The sequence below is a fragment of the Tatumella citrea genome (assembly GCF_002163585.1).
GTDB lineage: Bacteria > Pseudomonadota > Gammaproteobacteria > Enterobacterales > Enterobacteriaceae > Tatumella > Tatumella citrea.
Genome location: NZ_CP015579.1, coordinates 80,423 through 96,644, shown reverse-complemented (window position 1 = coordinate 96,644; position 16,222 = coordinate 80,423). Strand labels below are relative to the sequence as shown.

Here is a 16,222-nt window from a genome sequence, read left to right as displayed (position 1 = left end):
CAATTCTCAGAAGGTAATGATTTTGTCGTAGCCAGCCAACAGGCGGCGAATTTCAGTCATTGCTACCACCTGCGCCGGTAATACCCACTCACTCTCAGCCGGAATACCCCTGGCAAACAATGACTCTGCAGACAGATAACATTGTTCAATGTCATACAGAGGCAATACGCCAAAGGTCGCAATATAATCGCGGGATAAAATTTTGGCAGGTTGCTGGTCAGGCAGAATCTGTAATACACCATCACTGATAAAAAACAGCCCGCACTGCTCATTGATAGCTGCCGTTGCCAGTAGTGCATCCAGACCTTCTCTGCCGGCGCTGGTTCCATGTGGAGCAGAAGTAAAAACAAAAGCGACGCTGTTCATCAGAATTGCACCATTCGCTCACAAACCGAAGCAGCTTCAGCGAACGCGCCTAACCCGCTCAGCATAAAACCAGGCTGCAAATTGTCTGCCGGTAACTGAAGACGCGCCGCTTCAGAAGCATCCGCCACTCCGCGCCTTAGCGCCGCTGCCACACAAATATGCAGCCCGGTTCCGAACTGTTGATGCAGGCTCTGCCATTCACGGACAATATCTGTTTCATCACTGGCTGGTACGGTCAGCTGATTAGCATTCAGCACACCTTCACGGTAAAAAAATACGCTGTCTAACTGATGACCCGCGGTTAAAAGCGCTCTGGCGAATAATAATGCACTGGTCGATTGCTGCGTCCCGTAGGGTGCCCCGGTCACCAGCAGTGAATAACGCATTAGCGTTCACTCCCCTGGAAATCACCATTTTTAAACTGGCGAATATACAGGTAGACGGTATGTTTCGAAATGTTCAGGCGATCTGCGACCTGGTTAATCGCATCCTTAATGTCAAAAATACCCTTCTCATAAAGATTCAGAACAATCTGTCGGTTCTTCGAATTATTGGAGACATTACGATCATTGGTCACTTCCTCAATGGTAAATTCCATCGTCTGGGCGACAAGGTCATCCACTGAACTGGCAAAGTTGACACTGGAGTCTACCTGGTGCATTTCCGGAGGCATAAACGTTGACATGATCTGTGAAAAAGGAACATCCAGATTCATGTTGATGCATAGCAGACCGATAACCCGCTGGCTATGATTGCGGATTGCAATCGTCACTGACTTCATCAGCACACCACTTTTTGCGCGGGTAAAATACGCACGGGACACATTACTCTTTTCGCCGTGCAGATCATGCAGCATCCGCAAGGCCAGATCAGTGATAGGTGATCCTACCTGCCTGCCAGTATGTTCGCCATTAGCAATCCGGATGGCGGAACAATTCAGATTATCTAACGAGTGCAGCACAATTTCACAATGAGAACCAATCAGCATTGCCAGCCCGTCAACAACCGATTCATACGATTTAAGAATGTCGTAGTCTGCCGGTTCAAACGGATGTTGCTCCGGAAGCTCATAATCGGAAATATCGCCGGGATTAAATGGATTAGACATTACAGATATTACCCTATGTAGCAGGAGCCTGTCATAAGCACTGCCGGGCAGACTCAAAAAATAGAAACATCAGAAATATCAGTCTGGCAAATGTCGATCACTTAAGCCAGCGCTTTTATCATGGCAGGGAAAAGAAACCGCCGCAGAGATACGGCGGTGGGCAATATTACTGAGCTTTCTTGGCGTCTGATGAAGTATCAGCAGCTGGCGCTTTAGCAGCATCATCAGCTTTAGGTGCTGGCTTAATATCCAGTAATTCGACTTCAAACACTAAAGTTGAGTTTGGTGGAATACCAGGGACGCCGTTCTGTCCGTAAGCCAGATCTGGTGGGATAACCAGCTCAATTTTACCGCCTTTCTTCAGGTGTTTCAGACCTTCGGTCCAACCCGGGATGACACCATCCAGACGGAAAGATAATGGCTCGCCACGTTTGTAAGAGTTATCAAACTCGGTACCGTCGATCAGTGTGCCTTTGTAGTTAACAACAACGGTATCGCTGTCAACAGGTGCCGGACCGGTACCTTCTTTTTCTACTTTGTACAGCAGTCCGCTGGCGGTTTTCTTCACGCCGGCTTCTTTAGCGAATTTAGCTGCGAAAGCATCACCTTTCTGGGTGTTTTCTTTGGCGTCTTTTTCCATCTTCGCCTGGGCTGCGGCTTTCACGTTGCCTTCGAAAGCTTTCAGAGTCTGTTCAATGTCAGCATCGGATAATTTGCTCTTACCAGCGAAAGCGTCCTGAACACCTTCGATCAGGAGTTTTTTATCCAGTTTGATACCAAGCTTCTCTTGTTCCTTCAGAGAGTTGTCCATGTAGCGACCTAATGATGCACCCAGTGCATAAGCAGACTGTTGGTTCTGGTCTTTAAATGCAGCATTAGTCTTAGGTGCCTGCTCAGTTGTGTTGGCAGCGGCGTCCGCAGCCATAACCACAGGAGCATTTAGCGCAACGGCTAATGTGGTCGCTAACAATGAGACTTTAAACAATGATTTCATCCATATCTCCCAACCGAAGCATCAGACCCCGGTGATTATTGTGTTTTCATTACCCACACTATAACGGTATATATCGGTGTAACACACCGTCAGCACGATCATTCTCTGTTAACCTCCGACCTTTTTTGCATCAGGAAGTTTCAAAGATTATTGGGCTATTACCAGAAATTTCAAGGCAGACAGCGCCATGGCAGCAAAAAAACGGTGAATTACTGTCCCGGGGGGTCGAATAATCCCAACAGATCGCGCATCATGGCACGCAAACGAAATTGTGAGGAAAAAGAATGCAAGCGTCCGAATGGGAACAACGTCTGGAAGCGCTTGAAAGCAAGATTGCTTTTCAGGAACTGACCATCGAAGAGCTGAATCAGATAGTCGTCAGGCACGAACTTGAGATGGCGAAAATGCGGGATCAATTCCGAATGCTGGCAGAGAAAGTCAAAACAGCCGCACCGTCATTAGTTGCCCCTCAGTCAGAAGAAACACCACCGCCCCATTACTAAGGGCGATACAGGCAGCCACCGCAAAGTGGCTGCCTCAGGAATGATTAGTGGTGGCAGCCACAACCACCGGTACCACAACCTTCCTGACCGTGGTCATGATCGTGGTCGTTACCATGATCATGTCCATGCTCACCATGAACATGGCCGTGGGCCAGCTCTTCAGCCGTTGCTTCACGGATAGCCATCACTTCAACGTTGAAGCTCAGATTCTGACCAGCCAGCATATGGTTACCATCAACCACCACAAAATCATCACCCACTTCGGTAATTTCTACCGGCACAGGGCCCTGATCTGTTTCAGCCAGGAAACGCATACCTACCTGCAGTTCATCAACACCGACAAATACATCTTTCGGCACACGCTGAACCAGGTTGTCGTCGAACTGACCGTAGGCATCGTCAGCGGCAATATTTACATCAAACTTGTCACCTGGCTCATGATTTTCCAGTGCTTTTTCCAGACCAGAAATCAGGGAACCATGACCGTGCAGATATTCCAGCGGCGCGTTTGCCGGGGATTCATCAACCAATACGCCATCTTCTGTACGTACCTGATAGGCGAGACTGACTACCAGGTCTTTTGCTACTTTCATGATATCTCCTAACCGTTGAGAGCTTAAATCCTGTCTCATTGGTTTATTCTTGCCTGCAATAACACCAACCAGAGAGGTCCTGACCGGAAAAAAACGCCTTAATTTTCCTCTCCGGTCTTAATGGCGCTGATTGTAGCGAAATTCAATCCCGGTGTAAGTTTCAGTGAGAAAAAAAACATAAAACCCGCACTATTCGGGGGTAAACACACCAATAATCTGTTCGTGATGCCGAATATTTTCAGTAACTTTTTTATCAGCCTCACGCATCTGATGGCCGCATTTCACACATTCAACAACATCAATATTGTTTTCCTGCCACATTGCCAGAGTGTCTTTTTGCTGACACTCAGGGCAAACGGCTCCGGCAATAAAACGTTTACGCATCTCTCACCTGCCTGTTGTGAACACCATAGGCAATAATGCCATCCGGTCAGGTTTTGCTTTGTTATTCAAACTCATCCCAACCGTCAAACTGTCGTTTTTCCTGCTGCATTTCCCGGTTGAAAATATCTTCCAGCTCACGTCGCGCTTCGCGGACTCGCGATATCTGCCCGTTATCATCGTGGTTAGGCATCAGCTCACGTAACATACGCATATCCAGACGACGAAAATGGAGCTGAGCCCGCATTGCCTGGTGCGGATGCATTCCCAGGCTGATCAGTGTCTTACGACCTAACTCAAGTGCACTGGAGAAAGTTTCGCGGCTGAATTGTGTCACACCTGCCTGTAGTAATTCGTGAGCTTCCACACGTCCACGGGCACGGGCGAGAATTTTCAGATGCGGAAAATGATGCTGACAGAGTTGTACAATGGTCATCGCATCTTCCGGATCATTACAGGTCACCACTATCGACTCCGCTCCTTCCGCTCCGGCGGCACGCAACAATTCGAGCTCAGTGGCGTCACCGTAGTAAACTTTGTAGCCATACTTACGCATTAAACTGACTGCGCTGATATCGCGTTCAAGTACCGTGATCCGCGTGTTATTTGCCATCAGCAAACGGCCAATTACCTGACCAAAACGGCCGAAGCCCACGACAATGACCTGTGGCTGATCATCTTCAACATAATGCTTTTCACTGGTTTCATCGCCAGACTTGTTGAACCGGCGAACCAGAATTTTATCTATGCCCTGCATCAGCAATGGTGTGGTCATCATCGATAATGTGACAGTCACCAGTAACAATGGCAGTTGTTCGCCCGAAAAAAGATGAGCAGTTGCTGCCGCCGAAAATAAAACAAAAGCAAACTCACCGCCCTGGCTGAGCACTCCGGCAAACTGTAAACGTTCAGAACTGCGCAGACCATAGATACGAGCCAGTATGTACAATACCAGGGTTTTCACCGCAACCAGCGCGATCACCGCCACGATAATTTCACCAATGTGGGTATACAGAACGCCCAGATTCAGTGCCATTCCGACGGAAATGAAAAATAAACCCAGCAGCAACCCTTTAAACGGCTCTATAGCGACTTCCAGTTCATGCCGGTACTCGCTTTCCGCCAGCAAAATACCGGCGATAAATGTTCCCAGCGCCATAGACAGTCCCAGCGCATCCATAAACACCGCGGAACCAATAACCAGCAACAAAGCTGAGGCAGTAAACACTTCCCGCACACCTGAGGCGGCGATAAAACGAAATATAGGACGCAGCAGATAACGGCCACCCACTAACATGCCGGCAAACGCCAGGACTTTCATACCAACCTTAATCCAGTCGGTATGATGCTGACCATCACCGCCAGCCAGCAGAGGAATCAGAGCCAGTGCGGGAATGACAGCAAGATCCTGAAACAGCAGCACAGAAAACCCTAACTGCCCCGCCTCACTGCGGTTCATTCCTTTGTCACGCATCAGTTGCAGAGCCATCGCGGTCGAAGACATCGCCAGACCAATGCCGCCAATTAGCGCCGCCTGCCAGGAAAAGTGAGTCAGCCAAAGCAATCCGCCAAGGATCGCTGCAGAAAAAATGACCTGAGCAGCACCTACACCAAAGATAGAACGCCGCAGTTCCCAAAGTTTGCTGGGATTCAGCTCCAGCCCAATGATAAACATCAGGAACACAACGCCAAGTTCAGAGAAGTGCAGAATTTCATCAACATCACTGATTAATCCCACTCCCCATGGTCCGATGGCAATACCCGCCAACAGGTAACCCAGCACCGCTCCAATCCCGATTCTCGCAGCTATGGGAACGGCGACCACCGCTGCCCCCAGATAAATCACCCCCGCTGTTAACAGGCCTGGTCCTTCCATCAAATAACCCCCTGAGGTAACGGCTGGGACAGCCAGTCATAATAAGCACTGGCGAATGTTTTCATCGCTTTTGCACTCTGGCGTCTGGCGCAATAGATAATCATAGGTGTTAACCAGTGCATCCGGCAGGTTTGTGCCGTGAGTTCAAAAGGACGCATAATTTCTGTCATAGGATAACGGTTCAGGCCATGCTGAGAATAAGCCGTTTCCGGTTCACCAGTAGTGATAACACTACGCCAGTATTTCCCGGCCAATGCATGCTCTCCGTTTCCGGTAGCAAAACCCCGGGATAATACCCGGTCAAACCACTCTTTTAGCAGTGCAGGGCAACTGTAAGTATATAAGGGATGCTGGAACACGATGATGTCATGCTCGCGCAGCAATTGTTGTTCGTAATGAATATCGATAAAAAAGTCAGGATAGAAGGCATACAAATCATGCACAGTCACATTGTCCTGCTGCCTTGCAGTATCTAATAAAATCCTGTTTGCCACCGACTCCTGAGATTCAGGATGCGCATATAGCAGCAGGATTTTGGGCTGTGTTGACATTGTTCTCCTCCAAATCATCGTCACGGATAACTATTTCAGCTACCATGCTGCACACAACAACCTGTCCGGTTTAATTGCTGGTTCCCTTTAGCTGATAATTTAACATATTCTGACGATACGGCGCTTATGATTGTCTTCTCTTCACTACAAATTCGACGCGGTACCCGGGTGCTGCTGGAAAACGCTTCCGCCACTATTAATCCGGGCCAGAAAGTTGGCCTGGTGGGGAAAAACGGCTGCGGAAAATCCACCCTGCTGTCCCTGCTGAAGGGAGAGATGACCAGTGATGCGGGAAATGTCAGTTTCCCCGGCAACTGGGCGTTAGCCTGGGTAAACCAGGAAACCCCGGCACTGGATCAGCCAGCCATCGAATATGTCATAGACGGTGACAGAGAATATCGCCAGTTGGAAAGTGAACTTGCTCTGGCCAATGCAGAAAATGATGGTAATAAAATCGCGTTATTACATGGCAAGCTGGATGCGGTACAGGCCTGGACCATTCAGTCTCGTGCTGCCAGCCTGCTGAATGGATTAGGATTTAGTCAGCAGCAATTACAGTCACCGGTCAAAGATTTCTCCGGGGGCTGGCGGATGCGACTTAACCTTGCTCAGGCACTGATTTGTCGTTCTGATCTGTTATTACTCGATGAACCAACCAACCACCTCGATTTAGATGCCGTAATCTGGCTTGAACGCTGGCTGAAAAGTTATACCGGAACATTAATCCTGATTTCTCATGACAGGGATTTCCTGGACCCGACAGTGAATAAAATCCTGCATATTGAGCAGGAAAATCTGTTTGAATATACCGGTAATTACAGCGATTTTGAACGTCAGAGAGCCACCCGACTAGCTCAGCAACAGGCGATGTATCAAAGTCAGCAGGCCAAAGTTGAACATCTTCAGCACTATATTGACCGTTTTCGGGCAAAAGCCACTAAGGCTCGCCAGGCACAGAGCCGTATAAAAATGCTGGAGCGAATGGAACTGATCGCCCCTGCGCATGTAGATAACCCGTTTAGCTTTAATTTCCTGCCACCGGAAAGTTTACCTAATCCGTTACTAAAAATGGAAAAAGTGACTGCAGGATATGGCGACAAAGTGATTCTGGATTCGATAAAACTGAATCTGGTCCCCGGGTCGAGGATTGGTTTGCTGGGTCGTAACGGCGCAGGAAAATCAACGTTAATTAAATTGCTGGCAGGAGACTTAGCTCCTCAGCAAGGCGAAGTCACACTGGCTAAAGGGATAAAGTTGGGCTATTTCGCCCAGCATCAGCTGGAGTATCTGCGGGCAGATGAGTCACCGCTGCAGCATTTGCAGCGCCAGGCCCCACGGGAAACAGAACAGCAGCTCAGAGATTATCTCGGCGGGTTCGGTTTTCAGGGGGATAAAGTCAAAGAAATCACCGGACGTTTTTCCGGGGGAGAAAAAGCACGGCTGGTTCTGGCTCTGGTTGTCTGGGAACGGCCTAATCTGCTGCTTTTAGATGAACCAACCAACCACCTTGATCTGGATATGCGCCAGGCACTCACTGAAGCGTTAATTGATTATGAAGGCGCATTAGTGGTGGTTTCACACGACCGGCATCTGATTCGTGCCACCACTGATGAACTGTATCTGGTGGATGCAGGGAATGTTGCGGTGTTTGATGGTGACCTGGATGATTATCAGCAGTGGCTCACCACTCAGCAGAAAAATAGCGTTCCACAGGAAACCGCTAAACCAGAGCAGGATAACAGCGCTCAGGCCCGTAAGGATCAAAAAAGGCGGGAAGCTGAATTACGGGCACAAACCCAGCCATTGCGTAAAAAAATTGAACAGCTGGAAAAGCGTATGTCAGCGCTGCAAAATACTCTGAGCGAAAATGAGCAGTTACTGAGTCAGCCAGACATCTATGAGCAATCAAGGAAAGCTGATTTGACCGCGGCTCTGAAAATCCAGGCAGAAAGCCAGTCGGCTTTAGAAGAATGTGAAATGGAGTGGCTTGATCTGCAGGAACAACTTGAAGAGATGAGTTCAGCAGCCCGGTGAATCAGGCACTGATTTGAGTCATGGGCACTGGTTATCAGGTAGTTCACTGCAGGTTATAGCTTCCCGTAATGCCCTGACGTCCGGCAGGACAGGGCATTACGGAGCCGGTAACAAATATCGCAGAAGAGAGTTATAACCATATCAGGATGACGCAGGATGCTGTCAGTAATCCCATACAGATATTAAAAATTGTCCAGGACTGACGGCTTTTCAGCCAGCGACTGATAAAGGTACCAAAACCGAGCCAGATCACACCGGCGACGATATTGACCAGAAACATCGCAAAGCTGATGGCCAACACCGATGACCGGTAGTTGATGCCCGCAAGGCTAAAACTTGCCACCGCGCCCAATGACATCAGCCACGCTTTCGGATTAATTAACTGCAATAATCCACCCTGCCAGAATGGCATTGCCTTTGCGGGGACAGCGGTATTATCGACATCCAGCGCTTCATAAGGAGCGCTGCCGATTTTCCAGGACAGCCAGAGTAAATACAGGCTTCCCGCAATTTTCAGCAATAAATGGAGAGCAGGATAGACCAGAATAAGGCCACCAATACCAAAGGCCACCATGAGCAGCATTACCTGCATGCCCAGCATAATGCCAAGCATCAGCGGAAATGACCGGACAAAACCAAAATTGGCGCCGGATGCAGTAAGTAACATATTATTAGGGCCTGGTGTTATTGCTGCGACCCAAAGAAAGCCAAGTAACGAGAGAAATAATCCCATTTCCATGCGTGACACCATTCCTGTCTCAGGATTAAATTAACCTTTGAAACTATACAGTGAGTTATGGATCAGACAAGACCCGACAGTATGAAAATTTGTCGTAACGCAGCGGAGGAATTCACACCTATTCCTCAGTTGAAAAACCCTCATGTTCAGACTCTCCTGCCAAGGATCCTGCGGCGTATTGTGCGGATAAAACCTTACTGGCAGCGGCTGGAATTACCTGATGGTGATTTTGTCGATCTTGCCTGGAGCGAAAATCCGCAACATGCTCTGCATAAATCGCGGGCTGTTATTTTTCACGGACTTGAGGGCAGCGTTAACAGCCCATATGCCCACGGTTTACTGTCAGCATTTCAGAAGCGCGGCTGGCTCGGGGTGGTAATGCATTTCCGTGGCTGCAGCGGTGAATCCAATCGTCGAAAACAGAACTACCATTCCGGAGATTTTGCTGATGCCAGCTATTTCTTGCGCTGGATGAAACAGACCATGGGAAATGTTCCGACCGCAGCAACCGGCTTTTCTCTGGGCGGTAATATGTTGGCCTGCATGATGGGTTCCCAGGGGCGTGACTGCCTGCTGGACGCTGGTGTCATTGTCTCCGCTCCGTTGATGCTGGAACCTTGCAGTTCAAAGCTTGAACAGGGATTTTCACGCTTTTATCAGTTTTACCTGCTGACACAAATGAAGAAGAACGTTCGCCGGAAACTTAAAGCCTATCCCGGGTTGCTGGATATCACTGCCGAAAGACTGAATAAAATTCACCGGTTACGCGAATTTGATGATGAAATTACGTCAAAAAACCATGGTTTTATTGATGCAACCGACTACTATCGCCGCGCAAGTGGCATGCCATTATTATCTGGTGTTGAAAAACCGATGCTCATCATTCATGCAGAGGATGATCCTTTCATGGTGCCTGACGTGATACCGAATCCTGAACATTTATCACCGAGCATCACCTATCAGTTATCTCGTTATGGCGGGCATGTTGGATTTGTCGGAGGCTCTCTGACTCGTCCGGTGATGTGGCTGGAACAGCGCATTCCGCAATGGCTTTCTACCTGGCTGGATAAATAACCGTGATCATTCCCTGGCAACAAATCGCCCCTGAAACGCTGGATAACCTGATAGAGTCTTTTGTACTCAGAGAGGGCACAGATTATGGCGAGTATGAGCGAACTCTTGATGAAAAGACGGCGGATATCCGCCAGCAACTCAGTGCAGGACAAATTGTCGTCGTCTGGTCAGAATTACATGAATCTGTCACTCTGATGCCTGCCCGTGATTTCAGAGCTGAGTAACAACTTCCATACCCCTGACAGATGACACACGCCGCTATACATGCTAACAATGCTGTCAGCCTTATTGGTTCAGGGAGCAAATTTTCATGTCAGCCAGACACCCAATTATCGCTGTGACCGGATCCAGTGGGGCCGGAACGACAACGACCAGCCTTGCCTTTCGTAAAATATTCCAGCAACTAAACATCCATGCCGCTGAACTGGAAGGTGATAGTTTTCACCGCTACAGCCGGCCGGAAATGGATGTTGCTATCCGTAAAGCCCGCGATTTGGGACGACATATCAGTTATTTCGGGCCTGAAGCAAACGACTTCTCGTTGCTGGAGCAAACCTTTACCGAATACGGGCTGCAGGGTACCGGCCGTTCACGAAAATATCTGCATACCTATGATGAAGCTGTGCCCTGGAAGCAGGTTCCCGGAACATTTACGCCCTGGCAGCCACTGGCGGATAACACGGATGTGTTGTTCTATGAAGGTTTGCACGGCGGGATTGTTACTGATCAGCATAACGTTGCCGATAAAGTGGATCTGATGGTGGGTGTGGTACCTATCGTCAACCTGGAGTGGATTCAGAAGCTGGTCAGGGATATGCGTGAACGCAGTCATTCCAGAGAAGCAGTCATGGATTCTGTGGTGCGTTCAATGGATGATTATATTAATTACATCACTCCGCAGTTCTCACGCACTCACATTAATTTCCAACGCGTTCCGACGGTCGATACTTCGAATCCTTTTGCCGCCAAAACTATCCCGTCACTCGATGAAAGTTTTGTCGTGATTCATTTCCGTGGTCTGGAAGAAATTAACTATCCCTATTTACTGGCCATGATTCAGGGGTCGTTTATTTCACATATCAATACATTAGTGGTGCCTGGCGGGAAAATGGGGCTGGCGATGGAGCTGATTATGACGCCCCTGGTAAAACGACTGATGGAAGAACGCAGTTTCAACTAAGGCCACGGATCCCCAAGAGGCATCCGTGACCGCCTTGTCAGCGATTAATCACTTCAAAGCTATGGGTAATATTCACGCCTTTACCCAGCATTAATGAAACGGAACAATACTTTTCTGCAGACAGCGTGACTGCCCGTTCAACGACGTTATCTGAAAGATTATGACCGCTGACAACAAAATGCAGATTAATATGAGTAAATAAGCGGGGTGCTTCTTCGCGACGTTCCGAAGTCAGTTTCACCTCACAATCAGTCACCTCATGGCGGCCTTTTTGCAGGATAGAGACTACGTCAATAGCGCTGCAACTTCCGGTCGCCATCAGAACCATTTCCATCGGACTTGGGGCTTTATCGCCTGAGTTACCGTCCATCAGAACCTGGTGCCCGGACGCAGACTCCCCGATAAAGTTTAGCCCTTCGACCCATTTCACACGTGCCTGCATTATGCTCACTCTCAATTGCTAAAATTTCCGCCAGATTACTCCTTCAGAGTATAAACAGCAATCGGCCCCAAATGACAAAAGTCAGACAAGACAACAGGAGACAGTTTCGTCAGGGTATGCTACAAACAAAGGGGTAGAGTTTTTTTACCCGATGACAACTATGGCTAAACGAGCAGGATCATCAGAACGGAGCCTGACTGATTATCGTAAATGCCAGCCGAAAATGCCCTATGATTTCAGCGCCCCACAGGAGCTTACCCCCTGTGTTTCCGGCACGATTACAACAGAGGATAGAAGAGAATGGTTCTTGGTAAACCACAAACAGACCCTACATTAGAATGGTTCCTGTCCCATTGTCATATTCACAAATACCCCTCCAAAAGCACACTTATCCATCAGGGTGAGAAAGCGGAAACCCTCTACTATATTGTTAAGGGTTCCGTCGCAGTTCTGATTAAAGATGAAGAAGGAAAGGAGATGATCCTCTCTTATCTGAATCAGGGTGATTTTATTGGAGAGTTGGGATTATTTGAGGAAGGTCAGGAACGTAGCGCCTGGGTTCGTGCCAAAGTGGCATGTGAGGTTGCTGAAATTTCATATAAGAAATTTCGCCAGCTTATCCAGGTGAATCCCGAGATTCTGATGCGCTTGTCATCTCAGATGGCCCGGCGCCTGCAGGTCACTTCTGAGAAAGTGGGCAACCTTGCCTTCCTTGATGTGACTGGACGTATCGCTCAGACACTGCTTAACCTGGCACGCCAGCCGGATGCAATGACTCACCCGGATGGAATGCAGATTAAAATTACCCGTCAGGAAATTGGCCAGATTGTTGGCTGTTCCCGCGAGACAGTAGGACGAATTCTTAAGATGCTGGAAGACCAGAATCTTATCTCAGCACATGGGAAAACAATCGTCGTCTACGGTACCCGTTAATTTGTGATATGCACGGCAGGTCCCTGCCGTGTTCCGTTTTATTGTCTACCTGCGGTTGTATCTGATGTGGCGCAGAATTATTTATCATCCGGAAGTTAATTACGCACTGCGCCAAACGCTGGTCCTCTGCCTCCCTGTTGCAATTGGCTGGTTGGCTGGCGATCTGCAAAAAGGGCTGCTTTTCTCGCTGGTTCCCGCATGCTGTAATCTTTCCGGGCTGGATACCCCACACCGTCATTTTTTTAAGCGCATCATTATCGGCGGCTCTCTGTTTGCCTTCAGCAGCTACCTGTTGCAATGGTTACTGCAACATAATGTGCCGCTGCCATTTATTGTCGGGATTTTACCCCTGCTGATTGGAGTCTGTGGCGAAATCAGCCCGTTACATGGCCGTCTGTTGCCGGGTGCATTGATCGCCATGACTTTTACGCTTAGCCTGGCCGGAAGAATGCCGGTATGGGGCCCGCCATTGCTGTATGGCGGCGGAACATTATGGTACGGCCTGTTTAACTGGTATTGGTTCAGACTGTCAAAAGATCAGCCTCTGCGCGAAACGCTTAGCCTGTTGTACCGGGCCCTGGCCAACTATTGTGAAGCGAAATATGCACTGCTAAGCAGCAATGATTACGACAAATCGCTACCCGCACTGCTGAATTATCAGCAAAAAGTCGTCGATCTGATAAATACTGGTTATCAGCAAATTCATATGCTGTCGGCAGAAAAAAACAGTCGCGAACGCTATCTGATCCGGACATTTATGATGGCCGAAGACCTGCAGGAGCATATTTCCGTCACTCTCAGCCAGAGCGAAGATGTCAGAGAGCTGGTAGAAAAAAGCCAGTCAGCGGAAGTGATTAAGCGCAATGCCGATCTGGTGGCTGAGCAGTTAAGAAAAACTGCCGACAACATTCTGTATCACCAGATACCTGGCAAGTTTTCGATGAAAGACTCCCTGGATGAGCTACAAAATATCGCCCGGCAGTTCCCTGACAATCCTGTCGGACAATTTTACCATTATCACTTCAGTAAAATCGCCAAAGTGCTGCAGTCGGGTATGCCGCTGTATCGTCGCGATATTATGGCAGATACTCAACGCCGCTTGCCTTTCCTGTCAGCTTTACGCAGCTATTTGTCGTTAAAATCCACGGCTTTGCGCACTGCGGGGCGTTTCTCGGTCATGCTGATGGCAGCCAGCATGTTGGCCCTGTCGCTGAATATGCCAAAACCCTACTGGGTGCTCATGACCATAATACTGGTTAGTCAGAATGGCTATACCGCAACCCGGGTACGGATTCAGCACCGTGCTCTTGGCACATTTGCCGGGCTTATTATTGCGGCTTTATCACTGAAGCTATCCACTCCGGAACCCGTTATCCTGATAACGATGCTGGTCATTACACTTTTCAGCTATCTGTTCTCCCGCCAGTATTACGGATGGGCAACCATTGGCTTTACCGTAACAGCAGTATACAGCCTGCAGCTATTATCGTTGAATGGGGTCAATTTCCTGGTTCCGCGTTTGCTGGATACACTGCTGGGCTGTCTGATAGCTTTTGCCGGCATGCTATGGCTTTGGCCCCAATGGCAAAGTGCTTTATTACGTAAAAATGCTCAGGATGTCCTTGAGACTTATCAGAAGGCCTTACAGATTCTGCTTGGACCAGAACAGACTGCCGATGTGCTGGAAAATATCAGGATCAAAGCTAACCAACGACATAATGCGCTGTTTAACTCTCTGAATCAGGCGATGCAGGAACCAGGTTTCGATAACGAATATCTGAGTGAAATGCGTCTGTGGGTGACCCATAGCCAGTTTATCGTTGAGCATATCAATGTACTGACTACACTCGCCCGTGAACACACTATGTTGACTCCTGACCTGGCACAACGCTATCTGGAATCCTGTGAAATAGCTCTGCAACAATGCCAGCAACGGTTACGCTACCAGAATGATGAAGATCACAGTAATTTTGTCATGGATGCTCCGGACAAAATACCCTTAGGTCCGGTGACTATTATGGAAAGGCAATTGGATCAGATTTTAAGTCATCTGAAGGTAATGAGGACTATTTCGTCAATTGTCTGGCGCCAACGTCCCCGTCACGGTCAGTGGCTAACGATTAAAAAAACGGACCATAAACATAACAGTGATGGCAGCCCAAAGGCCGCCACCAAAGATTAGCTTAGGCAAACAGCTTCTCTGCTGCTTTTGCCAGACGAGCCATACCTTCACGAATATCCTGTTCAGGGATGACAAGGGACGGTGCGAAACGAATAACTCCGGTGCCAGCAGTCAGAATCATTACACCTTCGTCAGCGGCAGCATGTAACAAATCACGGGCTTTCGCCTGATACTCATCTTTCAGTGCCGCGCCAATCAGCAAGCCTTTGCCACGTATTTCGCTAAAAATAGAGAAACGTTGATTAATTTTCTCAATTTCTTCAACAAACCACTGACGACGCTGCTCAATACCTTCCAGCACTTCGGGCGTGTTAATGATATCCAGTGCCGTTTCAGCAATCGCACAGGCCAGAGGGTTGCCCCCGTAGGTCGTACCGTGGGTACCCGGAGACATTGCCGAAGCAATCTCTTCAGTGGTCAGCATAGCACTGACAGGGAATCCGCCACCCAGTGCTTTGGCTGTGGTCAGAATATCAGGAGTCACACCATAGTGTTCATAAGCGAAGAGTTTTCCACTACGGCCCATTCCACTTTGCACTTCGTCCAGTACCAGCAATGCCTTGTATTGGTCACAGAGCTCGCGTAATCCCTGCATAAACTCAGGTGTGGCCGGGGTAATCCCCCCCTCGCCCTGAATAGGTTCGAGCACGACCGCACAGGTATGATCATCAATTACCGCTTTCACGGCATCCAGGTCATTGAACGGGACATGCACGATATCTGCTGGTTTAGGTCCAAAACCATCAGAATACTTAGGCTGCCCGCCTACCGAAACCGTAAACAAAGTACGACCGTGAAAAGCGTTATGGAACGCGATAATTTTAGTTTTATAAGGGCTGTGGCGTACTGACGAATAGTAACGTGCCAGTTTAAACGCCGCTTCATTCGCTTCAGCACCAGAATTGGCAAAAAAGACCCGCTCAGCAAACGTTGCAGCAATCAGCTTACTTGCCAGTCGCAACGCTGGTTCATTGGTAAAGACATTACTGGTATGCCACAGAGTCTCACCCTGAGTTTTCAGTGTTTCAACCAATGCCGGGTGACAGTGGCCTAATGCTGTAACCGCAATCCCACCGGAGAAATCAACATACTCTTTCCCCTGCTGATCCCACACCCGACTGCCTTTACCTTTGACAGGAACAAACCGGGCTGGCGCATAAACAGGCAAAATCACCTGATCGAACGTTTCCCGGTTTACTGCCATTGTCTCTTTTGCCATTGAATATCCCGCCTGATTGTCGTGTCTGTTAAATTAAATAACCAGTC

Annotated in this window: 18 protein-coding genes; 7 read left to right on the top strand and 11 right to left on the bottom strand. The window is 48.6% G+C overall.

Annotated elements, in window-relative coordinates; genetic code table 11:
• Positions 1-6 precede the first annotated feature (6 nt).
• The 4 genes from tusC to fkpA form a co-directional block, all read right to left on the bottom strand.
• Positions 7-366 carry a sulfurtransferase complex subunit TusC gene (gene tusC, locus A7K98_RS00510; RefSeq protein ID WP_087486820.1) on the bottom strand — a complete coding sequence of 120 codons (360 nt, stop codon included), beginning with the start codon at positions 364-366 and terminating at the stop codon, positions 7-9.
• Complete coding sequence (gene tusD / locus A7K98_RS00505) at positions 366-752, bottom strand: sulfurtransferase complex subunit TusD (RefSeq protein ID WP_087486819.1); 387 nt, start codon at positions 750-752, stop codon at positions 366-368. Before tusD ends, tusC begins: the two co-directional genes overlap by 1 nt.
• Complete coding sequence (locus A7K98_RS00500; RefSeq protein ID WP_087486818.1) at positions 752-1,474, bottom strand: helix-turn-helix transcriptional regulator; 723 nt, start codon at positions 1,472-1,474, stop codon at positions 752-754. Before A7K98_RS00500 ends, tusD begins: the two co-directional genes overlap by 1 nt.
• A gap of 166 nt (positions 1,475-1,640) precedes the next feature.
• A complete protein-coding gene (gene fkpA, locus A7K98_RS00495; RefSeq protein ID WP_087486817.1) occupies positions 1,641-2,468 on the bottom strand; it encodes an FKBP-type peptidyl-prolyl cis-trans isomerase in 828 nt (275 codons plus the stop codon).
• A 284-nt stretch (positions 2,469-2,752) separates the two neighbouring features.
• Between fkpA and A7K98_RS00490 the strand changes: the two genes are divergently transcribed.
• Positions 2,753-2,971 (top strand): SlyX family protein, encoded by a 219-nt coding sequence (locus A7K98_RS00490; protein WP_087486816.1) that lies wholly within the window; start codon positions 2,753-2,755, stop codon positions 2,969-2,971.
• Between the two features lie 44 nt (positions 2,972-3,015).
• On the opposite strand, the gene slyD is transcribed toward A7K98_RS00490, so the two are convergent.
• The 4 genes from slyD to kefG all read right to left on the bottom strand — a co-directional run bounded on the left by slyD (position 3,016) and on the right by kefG (position 6,372).
• Positions 3,016-3,564 carry a peptidylprolyl isomerase gene (slyD, locus tag A7K98_RS00485; RefSeq protein ID WP_087486815.1) on the bottom strand — a complete coding sequence of 183 codons (549 nt, stop codon included), beginning with the start codon at positions 3,562-3,564 and terminating at the stop codon, positions 3,016-3,018.
• Positions 3,565-3,753: 189 nt separating this feature from the next.
• The gene (locus tag A7K98_RS00480) at positions 3,754-3,948 is read right to left on the bottom strand and encodes a YheV family putative zinc ribbon protein (RefSeq protein WP_087486814.1); all 195 of its coding nucleotides are present in this window, start codon (positions 3,946-3,948) and stop codon (positions 3,754-3,756) included.
• Between the two features lie 61 nt (positions 3,949-4,009).
• Positions 4,010-5,821 carry a glutathione-regulated potassium-efflux system protein KefB gene (gene kefB, locus A7K98_RS00475; RefSeq protein ID WP_087486813.1) on the bottom strand — a complete coding sequence of 604 codons (1,812 nt, stop codon included), beginning with the start codon at positions 5,819-5,821 and terminating at the stop codon, positions 4,010-4,012.
• A complete protein-coding gene (kefG, locus tag A7K98_RS00470; RefSeq protein ID WP_087486812.1) occupies positions 5,821-6,372 on the bottom strand; it encodes a glutathione-regulated potassium-efflux system ancillary protein KefG in 552 nt (183 codons plus the stop codon). The genes kefB and kefG overlap by 1 nt, the downstream gene beginning before the upstream one ends.
• 126 nt (positions 6,373-6,498) lie before the next feature.
• On the opposite strand from kefG, the gene A7K98_RS00465 reads away from it, so the two are divergent.
• Positions 6,499-8,406: an ABC transporter ATP-binding protein gene (locus A7K98_RS00465; RefSeq protein WP_087486811.1), complete on the top strand. Its 1,908-nt coding sequence runs from the start codon at positions 6,499-6,501 to the stop codon at positions 8,404-8,406.
• A 130-nt stretch (positions 8,407-8,536) separates the two neighbouring features.
• Here A7K98_RS00465 and A7K98_RS00460 read toward each other — a convergent pair whose 3' ends face one another.
• Entirely contained in the window at positions 8,537-9,145 is a 609-nt protein-coding gene (locus tag A7K98_RS00460; protein ID WP_087486810.1) for a LysE family translocator, read from the bottom strand.
• A 57-nt stretch (positions 9,146-9,202) separates the two neighbouring features.
• Here A7K98_RS00460 and A7K98_RS00455 point away from each other — a divergent pair, with 57 nt between their 5' ends.
• The 3 genes from A7K98_RS00455 to A7K98_RS00445 all read left to right on the top strand — a co-directional run bounded on the left by A7K98_RS00455 (position 9,203) and on the right by A7K98_RS00445 (position 11,399).
• Positions 9,203-10,219 carry a hydrolase gene (locus A7K98_RS00455; protein WP_087486809.1) on the top strand — a complete coding sequence of 339 codons (1,017 nt, stop codon included), beginning with the start codon at positions 9,203-9,205 and terminating at the stop codon, positions 10,217-10,219.
• Positions 10,220-10,221: 2 nt separating this feature from the next.
• Entirely contained in the window at positions 10,222-10,443 is a 222-nt protein-coding gene (locus tag A7K98_RS00450) for a YheU family protein (RefSeq protein WP_087486808.1), read from the top strand.
• An 86-nt stretch (positions 10,444-10,529) separates the two neighbouring features.
• Entirely contained in the window at positions 10,530-11,399 is an 870-nt protein-coding gene (locus A7K98_RS00445) for a phosphoribulokinase (RefSeq protein ID WP_087486807.1), read from the top strand.
• Between the two features lie 37 nt (positions 11,400-11,436).
• On the opposite strand, the gene A7K98_RS00440 is transcribed toward A7K98_RS00445, so the two are convergent.
• Positions 11,437-11,841, bottom strand: coding sequence for an OsmC family protein (locus tag A7K98_RS00440; protein WP_087486806.1), 405 nt, complete (start codon positions 11,839-11,841; stop codon positions 11,437-11,439).
• Positions 11,842-12,141: 300 nt separating this feature from the next.
• Between A7K98_RS00440 and crp the strand changes: the two genes are divergently transcribed.
• Together crp and A7K98_RS00430 are read left to right on the top strand one after the other, a co-directional pair.
• The gene (gene crp / locus A7K98_RS00435; protein WP_038016546.1) at positions 12,142-12,774 is read left to right on the top strand and encodes a cAMP-activated global transcriptional regulator CRP; all 633 of its coding nucleotides are present in this window, start codon (positions 12,142-12,144) and stop codon (positions 12,772-12,774) included.
• Positions 12,775-12,838: 64 nt separating this feature from the next.
• A complete protein-coding gene (locus A7K98_RS00430; RefSeq protein WP_087490309.1) occupies positions 12,839-14,956 on the top strand; it encodes a YccS/YhfK family putative transporter in 2,118 nt (705 codons plus the stop codon).
• 1 nt (position 14,957) lies between these two features.
• Here A7K98_RS00430 and argD read toward each other — a convergent pair whose 3' ends face one another.
• The gene (gene argD, locus A7K98_RS00425; RefSeq protein WP_087486805.1) at positions 14,958-16,175 is read right to left on the bottom strand and encodes a bifunctional acetylornithine/succinyldiaminopimelate transaminase; all 1,218 of its coding nucleotides are present in this window, start codon (positions 16,173-16,175) and stop codon (positions 14,958-14,960) included.
• Positions 16,176-16,222 lie beyond the last annotated feature (47 nt).

What these genes read in the sequence shown, in the direction of transcription:
- tusC (WP_087486820.1), bottom strand. Translation starts at nt 366, where the DNA reads ATGAACAGCGTCGCTTTTGTTTTTACTTCTGCTCCACATGGAACCAGC.
- tusD (WP_087486819.1), bottom strand. Translation starts at nt 752, where the DNA reads ATGCGTTATTCACTGCTGGTGACCGGGGCACCCTACGGGACGCAGCAA.
- A7K98_RS00500 (WP_087486818.1), bottom strand. Translation starts at nt 1,474, where the DNA reads ATGTCTAATCCATTTAATCCCGGCGATATTTCCGATTATGAGCTTCCG.
- fkpA (WP_087486817.1), bottom strand. Translation starts at nt 2,468, where the DNA reads ATGAAATCATTGTTTAAAGTCTCATTGTTAGCGACCACATTAGCCGTT.
- A7K98_RS00490 (WP_087486816.1), top strand. Translation starts at nt 2,753, where the DNA reads ATGCAAGCGTCCGAATGGGAACAACGTCTGGAAGCGCTTGAAAGCAAG.
- slyD (WP_087486815.1), bottom strand. Translation starts at nt 3,564, where the DNA reads ATGAAAGTAGCAAAAGACCTGGTAGTCAGTCTCGCCTATCAGGTACGT.
- A7K98_RS00480 (WP_087486814.1), bottom strand. Translation starts at nt 3,948, where the DNA reads ATGCGTAAACGTTTTATTGCCGGAGCCGTTTGCCCTGAGTGTCAGCAA.
- kefB (WP_087486813.1), bottom strand. Translation starts at nt 5,821, where the DNA reads ATGGAAGGACCAGGCCTGTTAACAGCGGGGGTGATTTATCTGGGGGCA.
- kefG (WP_087486812.1), bottom strand. Translation starts at nt 6,372, where the DNA reads ATGTCAACACAGCCCAAAATCCTGCTGCTATATGCGCATCCTGAATCT.
- A7K98_RS00465 (WP_087486811.1), top strand. Translation starts at nt 6,499, where the DNA reads ATGATTGTCTTCTCTTCACTACAAATTCGACGCGGTACCCGGGTGCTG.
- A7K98_RS00460 (WP_087486810.1), bottom strand. Translation starts at nt 9,145, where the DNA reads ATGGAAATGGGATTATTTCTCTCGTTACTTGGCTTTCTTTGGGTCGCA.
- A7K98_RS00455 (WP_087486809.1), top strand. Translation starts at nt 9,203, where the DNA reads ATGGATCAGACAAGACCCGACAGTATGAAAATTTGTCGTAACGCAGCG.
- A7K98_RS00445 (WP_087486807.1), top strand. Translation starts at nt 10,530, where the DNA reads ATGTCAGCCAGACACCCAATTATCGCTGTGACCGGATCCAGTGGGGCC.
- A7K98_RS00440 (WP_087486806.1), bottom strand. Translation starts at nt 11,841, where the DNA reads ATGCAGGCACGTGTGAAATGGGTCGAAGGGCTAAACTTTATCGGGGAG.
- crp (WP_038016546.1), top strand. Translation starts at nt 12,142, where the DNA reads ATGGTTCTTGGTAAACCACAAACAGACCCTACATTAGAATGGTTCCTG.
- A7K98_RS00430 (WP_087490309.1), top strand. Translation starts at nt 12,839, where the DNA reads ATGTGGCGCAGAATTATTTATCATCCGGAAGTTAATTACGCACTGCGC.
- argD (WP_087486805.1), bottom strand. Translation starts at nt 16,175, where the DNA reads ATGGCAAAAGAGACAATGGCAGTAAACCGGGAAACGTTCGATCAGGTG.